General features: G+C 71.3%; 15 protein-coding genes. 5 read left to right on the plus strand and 10 right to left on the minus strand.

The window, feature by feature from the left end; translation table 11 throughout:
• Nucleotides 1-38 precede the first annotated feature (38 nt).
• Nucleotides 39-818, plus strand: a complete 780-nt coding sequence (locus tag DMH01_RS08910) for an exodeoxyribonuclease III (protein WP_125674997.1) — start codon at nucleotides 39-41, stop codon at nucleotides 816-818.
• Nucleotides 819-1,070: 252 nt separating this feature from the next.
• Here DMH01_RS08910 and DMH01_RS08915 read toward each other — a convergent pair whose 3' ends face one another.
• The 5 genes from DMH01_RS08915 to rpe all read right to left on the minus strand — a co-directional run bounded on the left by DMH01_RS08915 (nucleotide 1,071) and on the right by rpe (nucleotide 4,767).
• Complete coding sequence (locus DMH01_RS08915) at nucleotides 1,071-1,514, minus strand: PH domain-containing protein (RefSeq protein ID WP_125674999.1); 444 nt, start codon at nucleotides 1,512-1,514, stop codon at nucleotides 1,071-1,073.
• Between the two features lie 17 nt (nucleotides 1,515-1,531).
• Nucleotides 1,532-2,038: a 6,7-dimethyl-8-ribityllumazine synthase gene (gene ribH, locus DMH01_RS08920; protein ID WP_037343973.1), complete on the minus strand. Its 507-nt coding sequence runs from the start codon at nucleotides 2,036-2,038 to the stop codon at nucleotides 1,532-1,534.
• Nucleotides 2,035-3,309 carry a bifunctional 3,4-dihydroxy-2-butanone-4-phosphate synthase/GTP cyclohydrolase II gene (locus DMH01_RS08925; RefSeq protein ID WP_199745476.1) on the minus strand — a complete coding sequence of 425 codons (1,275 nt, stop codon included), beginning with the start codon at nucleotides 3,307-3,309 and terminating at the stop codon, nucleotides 2,035-2,037. Before DMH01_RS08925 ends, ribH begins: the two co-directional genes overlap by 4 nt.
• Nucleotides 3,310-3,362: 53 nt before the next feature.
• The gene (locus DMH01_RS08930; RefSeq protein WP_125675003.1) at nucleotides 3,363-3,986 is read right to left on the minus strand and encodes a riboflavin synthase; all 624 of its coding nucleotides are present in this window, start codon (nucleotides 3,984-3,986) and stop codon (nucleotides 3,363-3,365) included.
• Between the two features lie 112 nt (nucleotides 3,987-4,098).
• The gene (gene rpe / locus DMH01_RS08935; protein ID WP_034311703.1) at nucleotides 4,099-4,767 is read right to left on the minus strand and encodes a ribulose-phosphate 3-epimerase; all 669 of its coding nucleotides are present in this window, start codon (nucleotides 4,765-4,767) and stop codon (nucleotides 4,099-4,101) included.
• Between the two features lie 145 nt (nucleotides 4,768-4,912).
• Here rpe and DMH01_RS08940 point away from each other — a divergent pair, with 145 nt between their 5' ends.
• The 3 genes from DMH01_RS08940 (at nucleotide 4,913) to DMH01_RS08950 (ending at nucleotide 8,107) form a co-directional block, all read left to right on the plus strand.
• A complete protein-coding gene (locus tag DMH01_RS08940; RefSeq protein ID WP_125675005.1) occupies nucleotides 4,913-6,148 on the plus strand; it encodes a sensor histidine kinase in 1,236 nt (411 codons plus the stop codon).
• Complete coding sequence (locus DMH01_RS08945; protein WP_125675007.1) at nucleotides 6,145-6,804, plus strand: response regulator transcription factor; 660 nt, start codon at nucleotides 6,145-6,147, stop codon at nucleotides 6,802-6,804. The genes DMH01_RS08940 and DMH01_RS08945 overlap by 4 nt, the downstream gene beginning before the upstream one ends.
• A gap of 178 nt (nucleotides 6,805-6,982) precedes the next feature.
• On the plus strand, nucleotides 6,983-8,107 hold the full coding sequence (locus tag DMH01_RS08950) for a serine hydrolase (protein ID WP_125675010.1): 1,125 nt from the start codon (nucleotides 6,983-6,985) through the stop codon (nucleotides 8,105-8,107).
• Here the strand turns inward: DMH01_RS08950 and DMH01_RS08955 are convergent.
• The 4 genes from DMH01_RS08955 to ggt form a co-directional block, all read right to left on the minus strand.
• Entirely contained in the window at nucleotides 8,104-8,610 is a 507-nt protein-coding gene (locus tag DMH01_RS08955; RefSeq protein ID WP_125675012.1) for a flavoprotein, read from the minus strand. The genes DMH01_RS08950 and DMH01_RS08955 overlap by 4 nt on opposite strands.
• Nucleotides 8,607-10,043 (minus strand): RsmB/NOP family class I SAM-dependent RNA methyltransferase, encoded by a 1,437-nt coding sequence (locus DMH01_RS08960; RefSeq protein WP_125675014.1) that lies wholly within the window; start codon nucleotides 10,041-10,043, stop codon nucleotides 8,607-8,609. The genes DMH01_RS08955 and DMH01_RS08960 overlap by 4 nt, the downstream gene beginning before the upstream one ends.
• The gene (fmt, locus tag DMH01_RS08965) at nucleotides 10,040-10,966 is read right to left on the minus strand and encodes a methionyl-tRNA formyltransferase (protein WP_125675016.1); all 927 of its coding nucleotides are present in this window, start codon (nucleotides 10,964-10,966) and stop codon (nucleotides 10,040-10,042) included. The genes DMH01_RS08960 and fmt overlap by 4 nt, the downstream gene beginning before the upstream one ends.
• Before the next feature lie 181 nt (nucleotides 10,967-11,147).
• On the minus strand, nucleotides 11,148-12,959 hold the full coding sequence (gene ggt / locus DMH01_RS08970) for a gamma-glutamyltransferase (RefSeq protein ID WP_125675018.1): 1,812 nt from the start codon (nucleotides 12,957-12,959) through the stop codon (nucleotides 11,148-11,150).
• Between the two features lie 97 nt (nucleotides 12,960-13,056).
• On the opposite strand from ggt, the gene DMH01_RS08975 reads away from it, so the two are divergent.
• A complete protein-coding gene (locus DMH01_RS08975; RefSeq protein ID WP_233621458.1) occupies nucleotides 13,057-14,436 on the plus strand; it encodes a hypothetical protein in 1,380 nt (459 codons plus the stop codon).
• A 73-nt stretch (nucleotides 14,437-14,509) separates the two neighbouring features.
• Here the strand turns inward: DMH01_RS08975 and DMH01_RS08980 are convergent, their stop codons facing one another.
• A complete protein-coding gene (locus DMH01_RS08980) occupies nucleotides 14,510-16,600 on the minus strand; it encodes a primosomal protein N' (protein ID WP_125675022.1) in 2,091 nt (696 codons plus the stop codon).
• Nucleotides 16,601-16,654 lie beyond the last annotated feature (54 nt).

The following is a 16,654-nucleotide window of genomic DNA, read 5'->3' on the forward strand; positions in this document are numbered from 1 at the left end:
GCGTCGGCCTGTCGGTGGGATGTGGGACGCTCGCGGGCATGCGGATCGCGACCTGGAACGTGAACTCGATCGGGCCCCGGCTGCCGAGGGTGCTGGACTGGCTCGGCTCGGTGCGGCCGGACGTGCTGTGCCTGCAGGAACTCAAATGCGGCACCGATGCCTTCCCCTTCGACGCCGTGAAGGAACTGGGCTACGAGACGGCCGCGTACGGCATCGGGCGCTGGAACGGCGTCGCGATCGTGTCCCGCGTCGGTTTGGAAGACGTGACACGGGGCCTGACCGGCGAGCCCACCTTCGAGGACAAGGCCGACGCGCGGGCCATCGGCGCCACTTGCGGCGGGCTGCGGCTGTGGTCGGTGTACGTGCCGAACGGGCGTGACCTGGAGAACCCGCACTACGGCTACAAACTCGCCTGGCTTTCGGCGCTGGAGGCGACCGTGCGGGAGGAGCAGGCGCGCGGGCTGCCGTTCGCGGTGCTCGGCGACTTCAACATCGCGCCGACCGACGCGGACGTGTGGGACATCGGCGTGTTCGCCGAGTCGACACACGTGACCGAGCCGGAGCGGAAGGCGCTCGCCGCGCTGCGCGACCTCGGGCTGTCGGACGTGTTCCCGCGGCCGCTGAAGTACGACCACCCGTTCACGTACTGGGACTACCGGGCGGGGAACTTCCCGAACAACAAGGGAATGCGGATCGACCTCGTGTACGCCGACGCCGCCGTGGCCGGCGCGGTGACGGATTCCTATGTGGACCGTGAGGCGCGGAAGGGGAAGGGCCCCTCGGACCACGCACCGATCGTGGTGGATCTTTCGCTTTGAGCGCGCGGTCGGGTCGGAGTGGGACGCGTCAGCCTTTGCCTCAGCAGTCCGTGAAGGCCTCCTTGGGGGACTCTGGGTCTCTCAAGGAGGCCTTCACGGAATCGAGGGTCGCCACATGCGTCCCACCTGCACCACCGGTCACAGCGGCCGCGGGTGAAGGCACCCTCCCCAGTACATGAAGGCCCCCTTCCTTGCGTCTAGCGCAAGGAAGGGGGCCTTCATGTACTTCAGTCGGCGGGTGGCGAGGTGACGTCAGCCTTCCCAGGCCGCCTTGTGCAGCCGCCGCAGCGCCCGCACCGCGGCCACCGCGCGTTCCCGGTCCACCGCCTGCACGGCCATGACCGAGTAGTACTCGTCGTCCGGCAGCTCCAGCCGCGCCCACGAGGCCCCGTCCGGGAAGCTCACCGAGAGCACCTCGCTCCACGCGAACTTCTTGGTCATCAGCACGTTCCGGACCTCGATGCCGTCGGCGTCGGCCTTCACGCGCGCGGTCGCGAACAGCATCGTGCCCGCGGCGAGCAGGACACCGATGCCGATCATCGCCGCCTGGTCGGACGGCTGGAAGATCACGCCGGTGTCCGAGCCGCGCAGCAGGACCGCGACGACCACGAACGTCGCCAGCATGATCACCGCCAGCACCGAGCACATCACCAGGGCACGGCGGGGCCGCACCACCACGACCTCGGACTCCGTCATCACATCCGCCTCGACGCTCACACGAAGCCCCGCTCGGTCCACGGCTGGCGCAGGTTCCGCAGCGCGTGCGCGGCGTCCAGCGCGGCGACCGTCGCTTCGTAGCCTTTGTCCTCGACGGAGCCGGGCAGCCCCGACCGGTCGAGGGCCTGCTGTTCGGTGTCGCAGGTGAGGACGCCGTTGCCGACCGGGGTGCTCTCGTCGAGCGCGACCCTGGTCAGGCCCGCGGTGACCGCGTCGCAGACGTACTCGAAATGCGGCGTCCCGCCCCGGATGACCACGCCCAGCGCGACGACCGCGTCGTGCGTGCGGGCCAGCGCCTGCGCGGCGACGGGCAGCTCGACGGCGCCCGCGACGCGCACGACCGTCGGCTCCTCCTCCAGGTCGGCCGCCTTGGCCGCCTCGAGGGCGCGGTCCAGCAGTGCGCTCGTGATCTTCGTGTGCCAGCGGGTGGCCACGATCCCGAGCCGGATGTTCTTACAGTCGGACAGGTCGAGTTCGACGTCCGGACGGCCCTCGCCGCTCACCGCGTGCCACCTCCGTTGCCCTGGTCGACCTCGGCGCCGACCTGGTCGAAATGCTCCAGCTGGGACAGGTCGTGCCCCATCCGGTCCCGTTTGGTCTTGAGGTAGCGCAGGTTCTCCGGGTTCGGCGAGATCGGCAGCGACACCCGCCCGCTTACCCGCAGGCCGTAGCCCTCCAGCCCGACCCGCTTGGCCGGGTTGTTCGTCAGCAGCCGCATCGAGCGGACGCCGAGGTCGCACAGGATCTGCGCGCCGGTGCCGTAGTCCCGCGCGTCGGCGGGGACGCCGAGCTGCAGGTTCGCGTCGACGGTGTCCGCGCCGGCGTCCTGCAGCTGGTAGGCCTGCAGTTTGTGCAGCAGCCCGATGCCGCGGCCCTCGTGGCCGCGGATGTAGAGCACGACACCGCGCCCTTCCTTGGCGACCGCTTCCAGTGCGGCCTCCAGCTGCGGGCCGCAGTCGCAGCGCAGCGAGCCGAAGACGTCGCCGGTCAGGCACTCGGAGTGCACGCGGACCAGGATGTCCTCGCCGTCGCCGATCTCGCCGTAGACGAACGCGATGTGCTCGATCCCGTCGAGCAGGCTGTCGTAGCCGACCGCCCGGAACGTGCCCGCGGCCAGCGGGATACGCGCCTCGGCGACCCGCTCGACCTGCTTCTCGGTGCGCCGCCGGTACGCGATCAGGTCGGCGATGGTGATCATCTTGAGGTCGTGGTCCGCGGCGAAGACCTCGAGTTCGTCGCGGCGGGCCATGTCGCCCTCGTCCTTCTGCGAAACGATCTCGCAGAGCACACCGGACGGCGAGAGCCCGGCCAGCCGGGCCAGGTCCACGGCGGCTTCGGTGTGCCCCGGGCGCCGCAGGACGCCGCCCTGCTTGGCGCGCAGCGGGACCACGTGGCCGGGCCGCCGGAAGTCCGACGCCTTGGACCCCGGGTCGGCGAGCAGCCGGACGGTGTGCGACCGGTCGGCCGCGGAGATACCGGTGGTGATGCCCTCGGCGGCGTCGACCGTGACGCTGTACGCGGTGCCGCGCTGGTCCTGGTTCGTGTGGTACATCGGCGGCAGGTCGAGCCGGTCCGCCTCGGCCTCGGTCAGCGCCACGCAGACGTAACCCGAGGTGTAGCGCACCATGAAGGCCATCAGTTCCGGCGTGGCCTTCTCCGCCGCGAAGATCAGGTCACCCTCGTTCTCGCGGTCCTCGTCGTCCACCACGACGACCGGACGGCCCGCCTTGATGTCGGCGATGGCCGCCTCGATGGCATCGGCGTTCACGGCCACCCCGCCTCCACAGGGGGTCAGATCCGCCGACCCCGGAATCGCACTCGTCTCGCTCACGCCCGCTCCTCCGTACCGCCATTGTCCCCCTGCGCGCGCAGGTGCGGCATGGCCAGCTTCTCGACGTATTTGGCGACCACGTCGACCTCGAGGTTCACCAGGTCACCCGGGGTGTTCCGGCCGAGCGTGGTGAGTTCGAGGGTGGTCGGGATCAGGGCGACGGAGAACTCCTCGTCGGTCACCGAAGCGACCGTGAGGGAGACGCCGTCGACCGCGATCGACCCCTTCTCGACGACATACCGGGATAGCTTCTTCGGCAGCGCGAACGTGGTGAGTCCCTGCTCGTCGCGTTTGAGGAAGACGCCGGTGCCGTCGACATGGCCCTGCATGATGTGCCCGCCGAGCCTGCCGCCCGCCGGCGTCGCGCGTTCGAGGTTGACCACGTCACCGACGTGTACCTTCGCGAGGCTGGAGCGCTGCAGGGTCTCGTGCACGACATCGACGGTAAACTCACCGCCGGTCACCGCGACCACGGTGAGGCACACGCCACTCACCGCGATGGAGTCACCGTGCCCGGCGTCGCTGGTCACCAGCGGCCCTCGCACGGTCAGTCTCGCGGCGTTCGGGACCTGCTCGACCGCGGTGACCTCGCCGAGTTCCTCGACAATGCCGGTGAACACTCCTGCTGCCCTCCTCCTGGCTCGCACCGTCGCTGGAAACGGTGCTGCCCTCATCCAACACCCATCGGGACCGATTCCTTCTCCTGACCCGACGGCGGATCAAGAGGCGGGATCAGCCGCGGGCGCGGGCCGCCTGCTCGCGCAGCGCCGCGACCGCCTTACCAGGGTCTTCGGCGCCGTAGACGGCGGAACCGGCGACGAAGCAGTCCACCCCGGCCTCGGCGGCCTGCTCGATGGTGTCGGCGTTGATCCCGCCGTCGATCTCGACGACGAGCTTGAGATGGCCGGTGTCGACCAGGCGCCGCGCGGTGCGCACCTTGTCGAGGACGCCTTCGATGAACGACTGACCGCCGAAACCGGGCTCGACCGACATCACCAGCAGCGTGTCGTAGTGCTTGAGGGTTTCGAGGTGGTCCTCGATCGGCGTGTTCGGCTTGATCGACAGCCCGGCCTTGGCCCCGGCGGCGCGCAGGTTCTTCGCCAGCGCGATCGGGTCGTGCGCGGCCTCGACGTGCACGGTGACGTTGTAGGCGCCGGCCTCGGCGTACCCGATGGCCCACTTGTCGGGGTTCTCGATCATCAGGTGGCAGTCGATCGGCACGTCGGTGGCCTTGAGCAGCGACTGCACGACGGGCAGGCCCAGGGTCAGGTTCGGCACGAAATGCGCGTCCATGACGTCGACGTGGACCCAGTCCGCTCGGGTTTCCCCCTCCCCCGCGACGGCGCGGATCTCGTCGCCGAGCCTGGCGAAGTCCGCGGAGAGGATGCTGGGTGCGATCAAAGGTCGGTGAGCCACGCGCCCGAGTGTAAGAGGGCGCCGCTAACGCCCGCTAACCGGCTGTGACCGGCGACCCGGTCTGGAGTATGACGCGAAATGGCACCGCAGTGGGAGGTGCGCGCACGCGCCGCCGAATAGCGTTCCGGTCATGGTCAACCCACTCAAGCCCCTGGTCCGGATCGGCAGTTACCGCAGCCTGCCGTTCGGTTTCCTCGGCATGGCGATCACCGCGATCCCGTTCCCGATCGCGCTCATCCCCGCCGTCCTCATCCCGGGCGACGTGCGGGCGAAGGCGGTCTACGGCGTGCTCGCCATGGGTGTGCTGGTCGCGCTGGCCGGCTTGCCGGGGCCGATGCGGCGGGTCGGGATCTGGTTCTCCGGCCAGATGCTGGGCACCCGGATCGCCCAGCCGTTGCCGAACACGAAGATCGCCTGGGCGGAGCGCTGGCGTTCGGCGGCCTGGCTGCTCGTGCACACCGCGCTCGGCTGGGTGCTGTTCGGCCTCGGCTGCTTCCTGTTCCTGGGGTTCGTGCTGACCCTCGTGTGGGCGGGAGGTGGCGGCAGTCCCATCGCGATCTTCGGTCAAGAGGTGACGATCGAACCCGGTATCGCCGGAGCGTGGACGCTGCCGATCGGGTTCTTCACGCTCGTGGTGATCGCGTATGTCCTCGCCGGCTTCACCAAACTGTTCCAGTACAGCGCGGTCGCACTGCTGGGCCCGTCGGCCGCCGAACGCGTCGCCGCCGCCGAAGTCCGGGCGAACCACTTCGAGCAGCGCAACCGGCTGGCCCGCGAGCTGCACGATTCCATCGGCCACACGCTGACGACGTCGACCATCCAGGCGGCCGCGGCGGCCGAACTGGTCGATTCCGAACCGCACCTGGTGCGCCGGGCGCTGGGCACGATCGAGGAGTCGTCCCGTGCGGCGCTCGAAGACCTCGACCACGTACTGGGCCTGCTGCGGGACGACCGGTCCTCCCGCGAACCCGAACGACGGCTGATCGAGGTCGGCACGCTGGCCGAACGGGCGCGCGCGGGTGGCGCGGTGATCGACTACGAGCTGACCGGGCCCGCCGCGGAACTTCCCGCGACCCTTTCGCGCGAGGCGTACCGGATCGTCCAAGAAGGACTGACGAACGCGCTGCGGCACGCCCATCCCGGCCCGGTGACCGTGCGGGTCGCGGTACTCGCCGACGCGTTGCGGATCGAGATCGTGAACCCGCTCGTGGAGCACGCGGTCGCTTCCGGCCGCGGCGGCAACGGCCTGCCGGGGCTCACCGAACGGGTCGAAGCGCTGCGCGGCGAACTCGTCGCGGGGCCCGCCGTCGACGGGGAACCGCTGTGGCGGCTGGTGACCACGATCCCGCTACGGTCGCGCTCATGACACTGCGGGTCCTGATCGTCGACGACGAACCCTTGCTGCGCGCCGGTTTGCGCTCACTGCTGGACAACCAGCCGGATCTGACGGTGGTCGGCGAGGCGGGCGACGGCGGCGAAGTGGTCGATCTGGTGCGGCGGACGCGTCCCGACTTGGTCCTGATGGACGTGCGGATGCCCGGGGTCGACGGGATCGAGGCGACCCGGCGCGTACTGGCCGAAATCCCCGAACCGCCGAAGGTCCTCGTGATCACGACGTTCGACAACGACGACTACGTCTACGACGCGCTCCTGGCCGGGGCGAGCGGCTTCCTGCTGAAGCGGGCCCGCAAGGAGGAGTTCGCGCACGCCATCCGCACCATCGCCGCCGGGGAGACATTGCTGTTCCCCGACGCGATCCGGCGGATGGTCACCGCGCGCCCGGCGCCGTCCGGCCTCGCTCCCCGGCCGTTCTCGCTGACGAAACGGGAGACCGAGGTACTGCGGCTCATCGCCACCGGCAAGTCCAATGTGGACATAGCGGCCGAGCTGGTGATCAGCCTCGAAACCGTGAAGACCCATGTGGGCAACATCTTCGGGAAGCTGGGGGCGGCCAACCGGAGCCAGGCCGTGGTGTTCGCCTACGAGACCGGCATCGTCGCACCGGGGCACAGCCTGCGCTGAGCCTTCGGTGCGCGGCCCCACGCCCGGCCGTGTTGCGAAAGTGGCTTTCGCAACATGCTCCATGCGAAGGTAGCGCGCTGCACCCGAGAGTCCGTGAAGGGCAGGTAGGGCAGACCCCCGGTCCGCCGTGGGGACTGCCCCATGGCTACCACGGCCGAGCGTCCCTAGCGTGACATCCATGCGAAAATCCTTGCCAGGCAAGAAGATCATCGCCGTCGGTTCCCTGGTCGCGCTGCTCGCCGCGACGACGGCCACCCCGGCGCTCGCCGCGACCGGAGACCGGAATGACGTCGACAGAGCGCTGAAGACGCTGGTGCAGGACGGAGTCCCCGGCGCGCAGGCGACGGTGACGAACCCGTCCGGGCGGACGTGGTCGGAGCGCGAAGGCGTCGGGAACGTCGAGACCGGGACGCCGTTCCCGCACGGCTCGAAGTTCCGGGCGGCCAGTATCACCAAGACGTTCGTCGCCGTCGTGGTGCTGCAGCTGGTCGCCGAAGGAAAGGTCCGGCTGGACACGCCGATCGACCGGTATCTGCCCGGGCTCGTCAAGGGGAACGGCAACGACGGCACGAAGATCACCGTGCGGCAGCTGCTCCAGCACACCAGCGGGATCTACAACTACCTCCGTGACCTCGACCTCGAGGAATGGCGTCACCGCGGCGCCGAGCCCGAGGAACTGGTGGCGATCGGCCTCGCGCATCCGCCGCTGTTCGCGCCCGGTACGGACTGGTCGTACTCCAACACGAACTACATCATCGCCGGGATGCTGATCGAGAAGCTCACCGGTCGTTCCGTCGCCACCGAGATCCGGAGCAGGATCACCAAGCCGCTCGGCCTGCGCGACACCTACCTGCCGTCGCGCGGCGACGAAGGCCTGCCGTATCCGCACGCCAGGGGCTACGCGCCGGGTCCCGCCGGCCACACCGACTACACCGAATTCGATCCGTCGTCCGCCGGGGCCTCCGGCGGGCTCATCTCGACCGGTGCGGACCTGAACCGGTTCTACGGCGCGCTCGTCGACGGCCGCCTCCTGCAGCGCGCGGAGCTGGCGGAGATGCAGCGCACCGTTTCGGTGCCCGTCGGGATCCCGGGCGCGAAGTACGGTCTCGGCATCGCGTCCGTCCCGCTGTCGTGCGGCGGCGAATTCTGGGGGCACGGCGGGAACATCGTCGGCTACGCGAACCTGTCGGGCGCCGTCCCGCACGGCAGGCGGGTGAATGTCGTGGTGAACCAGGATCCCTCGCCGGACAAGGTCGGGGACGACCTCGTCAAGGCGCTGGACACCGGGTTCTGCGCCCGCTAAACCGACGGCAGCAGGTCCAGCACGGAGGTCCACGATGCCTCCGGGCTGAGCCTCGCGGTGGTGACCCCGGCGGCGGCGAGCGTGTCCAGATGGCGCTGCCACGCCGGATGGTGGATCCGCGTGTCCTGGATCTGGTAGCCCAGCACGATCGTGATCCCCGGCGTGCCGAGGACGTCGCCGAGCACGGTCAGCGCCTGGTTGTCGGCGATGCCCAGCGCCAGTTTCGCCACGGAGTTCGCGGACGCGGGCGCGAAGAGGAACACTTCGGGATCCGGATGCGGGCGGGGTTCGCCCGGCAGCCGGGAGGTACTGCGGACCGGCAGATCGGTGAGCTTCTCCAGGTCACCGAGCCCGCCGGCCTCCTCGAGCCAGCGGGCCGCGGTGGGGGTCAGCGTGATCGCGAGCTCCCAGCCGCGGTCCGCGGCCGGTTGCGCGAGCTGCGCGGCGAACCGGGTGTCCAGTCCGCCGCACGAGCTCGCGACCAGGCCGAGGACCCTGCTCACCCGGCGGAGTCCGGCTTCCGCAGGACGGCGCAGAACATCGCGTCCGTGCCGTGGCGGTGCGGCCACAACTGGACGTACGGGCCGTTGCCGAGCTGCGGGACATCCGGAAAGAACTCCCGCGCGTCGACGATCTGGGCACCGGCGCGGCGCGCGGTCTCCCCCACGACGCCCTCGGTCTCGGCCAGATGCGGCGAACAGACGACATAAGTGACGACGCCGCCGGGCCGGGCCAGGTCCAGCGCCGCGGTGATCAGCTGCCCCTGCAGTTTCGTCAGATCCGAGATGTCGCTGGGCTGACGGCGCCAGCGAGCCTCCGGGCGGCGCCGCAGCGAGCCGAGACCGCTGCACGGCGCGTCGACGAGGACGCGGTCGTAGCCCGGTTCGAGGCCGGTCTCGCGGCCGTCGGCGACGTGGATCGTCACCGGCAGGCCCTGGACGGCGTTCTCGATCAGCTTCGCGCGGTGCGGCGCCTTCTCGACGGCGTCGACGGTCGCGCCGCTGATCGCCGCCAGCGCGCCCAGCAGCGCGGCCTTGCCACCCGGTCCGGCGCACAGGTCCAGCCAGCGCTCGTCGGAGCCGGTGAGCGGCACCTTCGTGACGGCGACGGCGCACAGCTGGCTGCCCTCGTCCTGCACGGCGGCCAGCTTTTCCTTGATCGGCTCGATGTCGCCGGGGTCGCCGGAGCCCGAGGGCATCCGGACGCCGTAGGGCGAGTACGGCGCGACGTCGCCGCCGGTGATCGCGGCCAGCTCGTCGGCACTGATCTCGCCGGGCCGGGCGACCAGGTGGACGTCGGGGCGGTCGTCGTCGGCCTCCAAGGCCGCCTTCAGCTCCGCTCCCTTGTCCCCCAAGGCTTCCGCGAAGGACCGGGCGACCCAGCGCGGATGCGCCGTCCGCAGGGCGTAGGCACCGATCGGATCGACGGCCTCGTCGGGCGCCAGTTCGTTCAGCCAGGTTTCTTCGTCCTTTTCGGACACCGAGCGCAGGACGGCGTTCACGAAACCCGCGATCCAGGAACCGACTTCGGCGCGAACGAGGTCCACAGTGGACCCGACGGCGGCGTGCTGGGGGATGCGGGTGCGCAGCAGCTGGTACGCGCCGAGCCGCAGCCCGTCCAGCACGATGGCGTCCACCTTGGCCAGCGGCCGGTCGAGACAGGCCTCGATGACGGCGTCCAGCATGCCGACCGCGCGGCAGGTGCCGTAGGTCAGTTCGGTGGCCAGCGCCGCGTCGCGACCGGAGATCCGGCGGGTGCGCAGCAACTGCGGCAGCACCAAGTTCGCGTACGCGTCGTCCTCGCGGACCGCGCGCAGGACGTCGAAGGCGACCTGACGAGCCGGGTCGATCTGCGGCGGGCGGCTGGGCCCCTCTTTACGCTGGCCGGGACGGCCGCGATGCGGCCTCGACGGCCGGCGTTCCCTACGCTCGTTCACTGCAGGCGCTCTCCTTGTTCGATCCTCGTACCGCGCGCCCAGTCGGTGGCCGCCATCCGCTTCTTCCCCTGCGCCTGCACCTCGCCCAGCCGCACCGGCTTCGACGCCGTGCCGACCAGGACCCGCTTGCGCTCCACGACCAGTTCGCCGGGCGGGGGGCCCGGCTCGTCGACGACCGTCACCGGGCCGAGCTTCAGCCGCTCGCCCCGGAACTCCGCCCACGCGCCCGGTTCCGGCGTGACCGCGCGGATCTGCCGGTCGACGGCGGCGGCCGGGTCGGCGAACGAGACCCGCGCGTCCTCGACGGTCACCTTGGGCGCGTAGGTCAGTCCGTCGCCGGTCTGCTCCACCGCGCGCAGCGTGCCGTCGGCGATTCCGTCCATCGTGGACACGAGCAGCTTCGCCCCGGACTCCGCCAGCCTGGCGAGCAGCTCCCCGGCGGTGTCGGTGTCGCCGATCTGCTCGGTGACCACGCCGAAGACCGGTCCAGCGTCGAGTTCCTTGACGATGCGGAAGGTCGAGGCGCCGGTGATCTCGTCCCCGGCGCGGATCGCGGCCTGGACCGGCGCGGCGCCACGCCATGCGGGCAGCAGCGAGAAGTGCAGGTTGACCCAGCCGTGCACCGGGATGTCCAGCGCGGCCTGGGGCAGCAACGCCCCGTACGCGACCACCGGGCACGCGTCGGGCGCGATCTCCGCGAGCCGGGCGAGGAACGCGGGGTCGCTCGCCTTCGGCGGGGTCAGCACCTCGATCCCGTGCTCGTCGGCCAGCGCGCCGATCGGGGACCGGACGAGGCGGCGGCCACGGCCTGCCTGCGCGTCCGGCCGGGTCACGACGGCGACGACCTCGTGCTGCTCGGACGCGAGGAGCGCGCGCAGCGACGGGACGGCGGGTTCGGGGGTGCCGGCGAAGACGAGGCGCATCAACGCACCTCCACCGGGGGGACGGGTACCTCTGACTGGGCGAACATCGCCGCTCAGTCTAGAAGGGCCCCGCCGCCCGGGCGCGCTCGCTGTCCCAGTGGGGGCTGAAGGGAGCTTTCCCCGCATGTCATGGGGGGAAAGCTCCCTTCACCGCGTGAGATGCGGGGAAAGTCCCCTTCGGCTACCGAGGCGGCCAGGGCAGCACGACGGCCGCCGCGCCGCCACCCCGGCGCGTGGGTTCGGCGGCGGCGAGCCACCGGCCGTCCCGCAGCCGTTCGACACCGGTCGCCGCCCCGATCTCCGCGGGCGCCGTCGAGAATCCCTGCCCCTTGGCCTTCAGCGCCGCGAGCACCTCGGTCTGGTCGAGGAACGCCTGCTCGACCTGCGCGGCCGCCGAGTTCCGCTGCGAAGCGCGCGGTTCGGCGATCGCGTCGACGAGCTTCAGCCCGCGGTCGATCCGGCCGGTGAGGATCTGCAGCACCGTGGTGATGATCGACGCGCCACCGGGCGAGCCGACGGCGAGGAACGGCTTGCCGCCCTCGAGCACGATGGTCGGCGCCATCGACGAACGCGGCCGCTTCGCCGGGCCCGGCAGGTTCGGGTCGGGCACGCCCGGCGTCACCGGCGTGAAGGAGAAGTCGGTCAGTTCGTTGTTGAGCAGGAACCCGCGGCCCGGCACGACGATGCCGCTGCCGCCCTCCTGCTCGATGGTCAGCGTGTACGCGACGACGTTGCCCCACCGGTCGGCGACCGTGAGGTGCGTAGTGTTCTCGCCCTCGTAAGGCGTCGGCGCCGGGTTCGTCCCCGCCACGCACGGCGTGGGCTTGCGCGGGTCGGCAGGCGCGACCGGGCTGGTCCCGGCCTTCGCGGGGTCGATCAGGCACGCGCGGCTGTCGGCGAACTTCTGGCTGATCAGTTCCTTCGCCGGGACGTCGACGAAGGCCGGGTCGCCGATCCACCGGTTGCGGTCGGCGAAGGCGTACCTCGTCGACTCCAGGAAGTAGTGCAGGTAGTCGGCCTTCTCCAGCTTCGAGAGCTTCGTATTCTCGAGGATGTTCAGCGCCTCGCCGACGGTCAGCCCGCCGGACGACGGCGCGGGCATGCCGTAGACGTCGAGGCCGCGGTACCGGGTCTTGGTCGGCTTCCGCTCGACGACGCGGTACTTCGCGAGGTCGGCCGCCGTCATGTCACCGGGCCGGACCTTGAGCGTCGACGCGGGGTCCACCGGCGGTTTCCGGACGGTGCCGACGACGTCCGCGCCGATCGGGCCGCGGTAGAGCACGTCGGTGCCCTTGGCGGCGAGCTGCGCGTACGTGCCCGCGAGGTCCGGGTTCTTGAACGTCGTGCCGACCGCGGGCGGCGCGCCGCCGGGCAGGTACAGCGACCTGGTCGACGGGAACGCCGAGAAGCGGGCCGCGTTGTTCGCGATCTGGGTGGTGAAGGTCTGGTCGACGGTGAAACCCTTGCGGGCGAGCTCTTCGGCGGGCTTGACCGCCTTCGCCAGCGACCTGGTGCCCCACTTGCGCAGGGCTTCGTCCCAGGTGGCGGGCGTGCCGGGCACGCCGACGCCCAACCCGCTGGTGACGGCTTCGGCGAACGGGATCGCCTTGCCGTTCTCGACGAAGAGGTTCTCGTTCGCCGTCGACGGCGCGGTCTCGCGGCCGTCGAGGGTGTGCACCTTGCCGGTGCGCGCGTCGTAGTAGACGAAGAAGCCGCCACCGCCGAAGCCGGCGGAGAACGGGTCGGTGACGCCCAGCGCGGCGGCCGTCGCGACGGCGGCGTCGACGGCGTTGCCGCCCTCACGCAGGATCTTCGTGCCGATCGCGGTCGCGTCCGCGTCGATACTCGACACCGCGCCCAGATAGCCGACGGCGGTCGGCGACTTGGGTGTCGGTGGTGCCGCGGCCGCGGTTCCCGGCGCGGCCGTGCCGACCAGTGCGGCGATCGCGGTGACTGCGGTGATGCGTCCCAGAGTGCTTCTGTGCGCGGCCATGGCGCGAGTCTGCCCCGCCTGTCCACCCCGGACAAGACCCGGCCAGACCTGCGAACGTCGGTAGTGCGGCCCGGCATCGATGAGAAGAATGCGGCCCATGAAGACACCCGGCAGGCGGTGGAGCGCGCTCCTCCCGCTGCTCATCGCGCTCCCCGTCCTCGCGGTCCCCGGCGTCGCGCAAGCCGAAGGCGCGCATGCCTGCTTCGACGACTCCGCCGCGATCACCGTCGAGGAGAAGCGGCTCACCGCGGCCTTGCCTTCCGGCGGCCCGGCGGTCGGTCCGGAGCTGGTCCGGCTCGCCGGATTCGACAAGCTCGTCTCCGACTTCACCGCCCGCCTGTGCGCGACGAAGACCGCTTTGCGCGCCGAGAAGCTCGCCGAGACGGCCGGTGAGGGGCTCTGGCGCACGGCGGTCGACCGCGCGCAGGGCCGCCGTCCCGATCTCGGCACCATCGACAAGGCCGACGACCGCCCGCTCTACTGGGCGCGCCTGCAGATGAGCAAGGCGCTGCGGCAGTGGACACCGCGCTTCCCGCTGTCGGCCCCTGTCCGCGCGGAGTTGCTGAAGACGTTCGACTTCGGCGCGCGCGGACTCGACGACTCCCGTTTCCCGTCCGGCCCGAAGCTGCGCCGCGTACTGGTGAGCGGGTTCGACCCGTTCACCCTCAACGGCGCGGGCGTCCGCATCGCGAACCCGTCGGGCGCGGCCGCGCTGCACCTCGACGGCAAGGTGATCCAGACCCCGACCGGGCCCGCGCAGGTGCAGGCCGTCTCGTTCCCGGTCGTGTGGAGCTACTTCGACGCCGGCATCGTCGAGGCGGCCTACGGTCAGGCGTTCAAGGACCGCTTGCGCCGCCCGGAGCTGATCATGACGATCAGCCAGGGCCGTCCCGGCCGCTTCGACATCGAACGCTGGGCCGGTGCCTGGCGCGGCGGTTCGCCGGACAACCTCGACGAGCCGGTCCGCGGACCGGTCCCGCCCGCCGACGGCTGGCCGCAGCCGGACGTCCAATTCATCGAAACCACGCTGCCGTACGAAAAGATGCTCGCCGCGCCCGCCGGGGCGTACCAGGTGTTGTACAACCAGGCGTTCTGCGTCTGGCCGGACAGCTCGAAGCCGGGCACGGGAACCGCGGTGTGCCGGACGGACGCGCCCAAGCCGGGCGAGATCGCCGCTTCCGGTGGCGGCGGCAACTATCTCAGCAACGAGTCGATGTTCAGGAGTAACCGGCTTCGGACGGGGCTCGGCCTGGACGGGATCGCGGGCGGGCACCTGCACACGCCCGTGCTCGGCACGCCCGCCGATCCTTCGGCCCTGACCGACGCCGACTTCGAGGCCCGGCGGGCGGCGATCTCCTCGCAGATCGTCACGCTGCTCACCGCCGCCTTGGGCGACTCGGCCGCGAAGCCCGCTACGCCCGCTCCGGGCGCTTCGGCCCGCGCCGACGTCCTCGCCACCCCCGGCACGACGCTCTGACCCCACGCAATCAGTCCTCTGGATGCGGTAGTTCGAGGCCGAACTACCGCATCCAGAGGACCAAACGTGGGGGTTAGATGAGCTCCAAGGGGTCCAGCTGGATCCGGATGGGTTCGGCGGCCTTGCGCGCGTCCCGGCGGGCGGCGGCCGCGTGGATCGCGGCGGCGAGTGCTTTCCCGTCCGGACGCGCGACGCGCACCAAGGCCCGCTCCCGTTCGGCGTTGCCGTCCTCGTCGACGTCGCCGAGCGGCACCGGGCCCAGCACCTCGCCGGTCTCCGGGAGGGCGAGGTCGTCGAGCAGCCCGGCGACCGCGTCCGGCGTGCCCTCGACACTCGCCATCCGCATCGCGGGCGGGAAGCCGAGTTCGCGCCGCTCGGCCAGTTCCAGGCTCGCGTGCCAGCCCGGATCCCAGCGCACCAGCGCCTGCACGACCGAAAGGCCCGCTTCCGCGCCGACGAACACGCGACCGCCCTCGGTCCCCGGCCGCACCAGTGCCGCGGCCGCCATCCAGCGGCGCAGGGTCTCCTCCCCCGCCCGCAGGTCCTGCCGTCCGAGCAACGCCCAGCCGTCGAGCAGCAACGCCGCGCCGTAGCCGCCTTCCGCGACCGGTTCGGCTCCCGGCGTGCACACCACCAGCGCCGGTTTTCCGGGCACCGAAGCCAAAACCTCCGACGCGCCCGAGGTCCGCACGGGGAATCCGGAGAACGCGCGGCCCAGTTCCTCCGCGGTCCGCTTGGAGCCGACGACGACCGCCCGCAGCCGCACGGAACCGCAAGCGGCGCAATGGAAGTTCGTCTCGGGGACACCGCACCACCGGCAGGCGGGCGGCCTCGGCGAGCCGTCGATCAGTCCGCCGGGCAAGGACAGCGGACCGGCGCAACGACGGCAATGCGCCGACGTCCGGCAGTTGCCGCAAGCGAGCCCCGGGACGTAGCCGCGACGCGGAACCTGCACCAGCACAGGGAATCCACCCGCCAGTGACTGCCGCGCCGCCTCGAACGCGACCGACGGGAGCCGCGCGGCCTTGGCCGCTTCGTCCCGGGCGACGTCGAAGTCCTCACCGACCGGCGTGACCCGCGGCGCGGCCGCCCGCAGTTCGGGGCGAGCCGCCACGAGGGGCTGCGCCCAGCCCGATTCCACCAGGAACTGCGCCTCGGCGGTCCGCGCGAACCCGGCGACGAGCATGGATCCCTTCGCGGCGTGCGCGCGATCCATCAGCACGTCGCGGACGTGCGGGTACGGCGCGTGCTGGTCGAGGTGGACGTCATCGCCGTCGTCCCACACCACGAACAGACCGGGATCGGCGACCGGCGCGAACATCGCCGCGCGTGTGCCGACGACGACCCGCACCGCGCCGCGCAGCACCGCGAGCCAGCGGCGATAGCGCTCGGCCGGCCCCAGCCCGGCGATCAGCGCGACCACGGAATCAGCGCCCAGCAAGGAAACGCACGCGTCATGCAGCCGCGTCAGGTCGCGATGGTCGGGGACGACCATGACGACGCCGCGTCCGGCAGCGGCCGCGACGGTGGCCGCTTCGGCGAGACGGCGAGGCCAGTCCTCACCCGGCAGCGCCTGCCAGACGGCGTTGGCCGGACGCCGTTCCGCGACGGCCTCCAGGAAAGCGGGGCCGCTTTGGTACCTCTCCCAGGCGGTGGTTTCGGGTGGTTCCGGCGTCTGCGCGGGTTCGGCGGGTGGTTCGGCCTCGACCTTCGCGTGCCGGGACGGGATCGCGAGCCGCAAGACGTCGCTGAGCGTGCCGCCGTACCGATCCGCGACGGACCGGCAGAGCGTGTGCAGCGCCGGAGGCAGCACCGGCTCGCTGGACGTCACCCGGTCGATGTACGCGAGCTTCCCGGTGAACTCCGTGGTGTCGGCGCGTTCGACGAGGTACCCGTCGACGAGCTGGCCCGCGAACCGGACGCGGACCCGGCAGCCGGGCACGGCGGCTTCGTGCAGCTTCTCGGGGATCCGGTAGTCGAAGGTCCGATCGAGGTGCGTGAGCGGGATGTCCACGACGATCCGCGCGACCGGGTTCTCGGGCGCGGGGTTCTGCGCGCCGCGGCGGCTGGCCGTTTTCGCGCGCGCCGGTTTGGCCTTCCGCGCCGGCTCGGCTTTCGGCTCCGGAAGGTCCCACAGCGGGGTCGGTTCGGGACTGCTGCTCACCCGGTGATCTCTACCAGACTCGGTCGCCACCGCCTGTCACCGCGTGCCGGGTCA

It is taken from the genome of Amycolatopsis sp. WAC 04182, from assembly GCF_003947465.1.
In the GTDB taxonomy this organism is placed as follows: Bacteria; Actinomycetota; Actinomycetes; order Mycobacteriales; family Pseudonocardiaceae; genus Amycolatopsis.

What these genes read in the sequence shown, in the direction of transcription:
- DMH01_RS08915 (WP_125674999.1), bottom strand. Translation starts at nt 1,514, where the DNA reads ATGACGGAGTCCGAGGTCGTGGTGGTGCGGCCCCGCCGTGCCCTGGTG.
- fmt (WP_125675016.1), bottom strand. Translation starts at nt 10,966, where the DNA reads ATGCGCCTCGTCTTCGCCGGCACCCCCGAACCCGCCGTCCCGTCGCTG.
- ggt (WP_125675018.1), bottom strand. Translation starts at nt 12,959, where the DNA reads ATGGCCGCGCACAGAAGCACTCTGGGACGCATCACCGCAGTCACCGCG.
- DMH01_RS08975 (WP_233621458.1), top strand. Translation starts at nt 13,057, where the DNA reads ATGAAGACACCCGGCAGGCGGTGGAGCGCGCTCCTCCCGCTGCTCATC.
- DMH01_RS08940 (WP_125675005.1), top strand. Translation starts at nt 4,913, where the DNA reads ATGGTCAACCCACTCAAGCCCCTGGTCCGGATCGGCAGTTACCGCAGC.
- DMH01_RS08910 (WP_125674997.1), top strand. Translation starts at nt 39, where the DNA reads ATGCGGATCGCGACCTGGAACGTGAACTCGATCGGGCCCCGGCTGCCG.
- DMH01_RS08945 (WP_125675007.1), top strand. Translation starts at nt 6,145, where the DNA reads ATGACACTGCGGGTCCTGATCGTCGACGACGAACCCTTGCTGCGCGCC.
- DMH01_RS08950 (WP_125675010.1), top strand. Translation starts at nt 6,983, where the DNA reads ATGCGAAAATCCTTGCCAGGCAAGAAGATCATCGCCGTCGGTTCCCTG.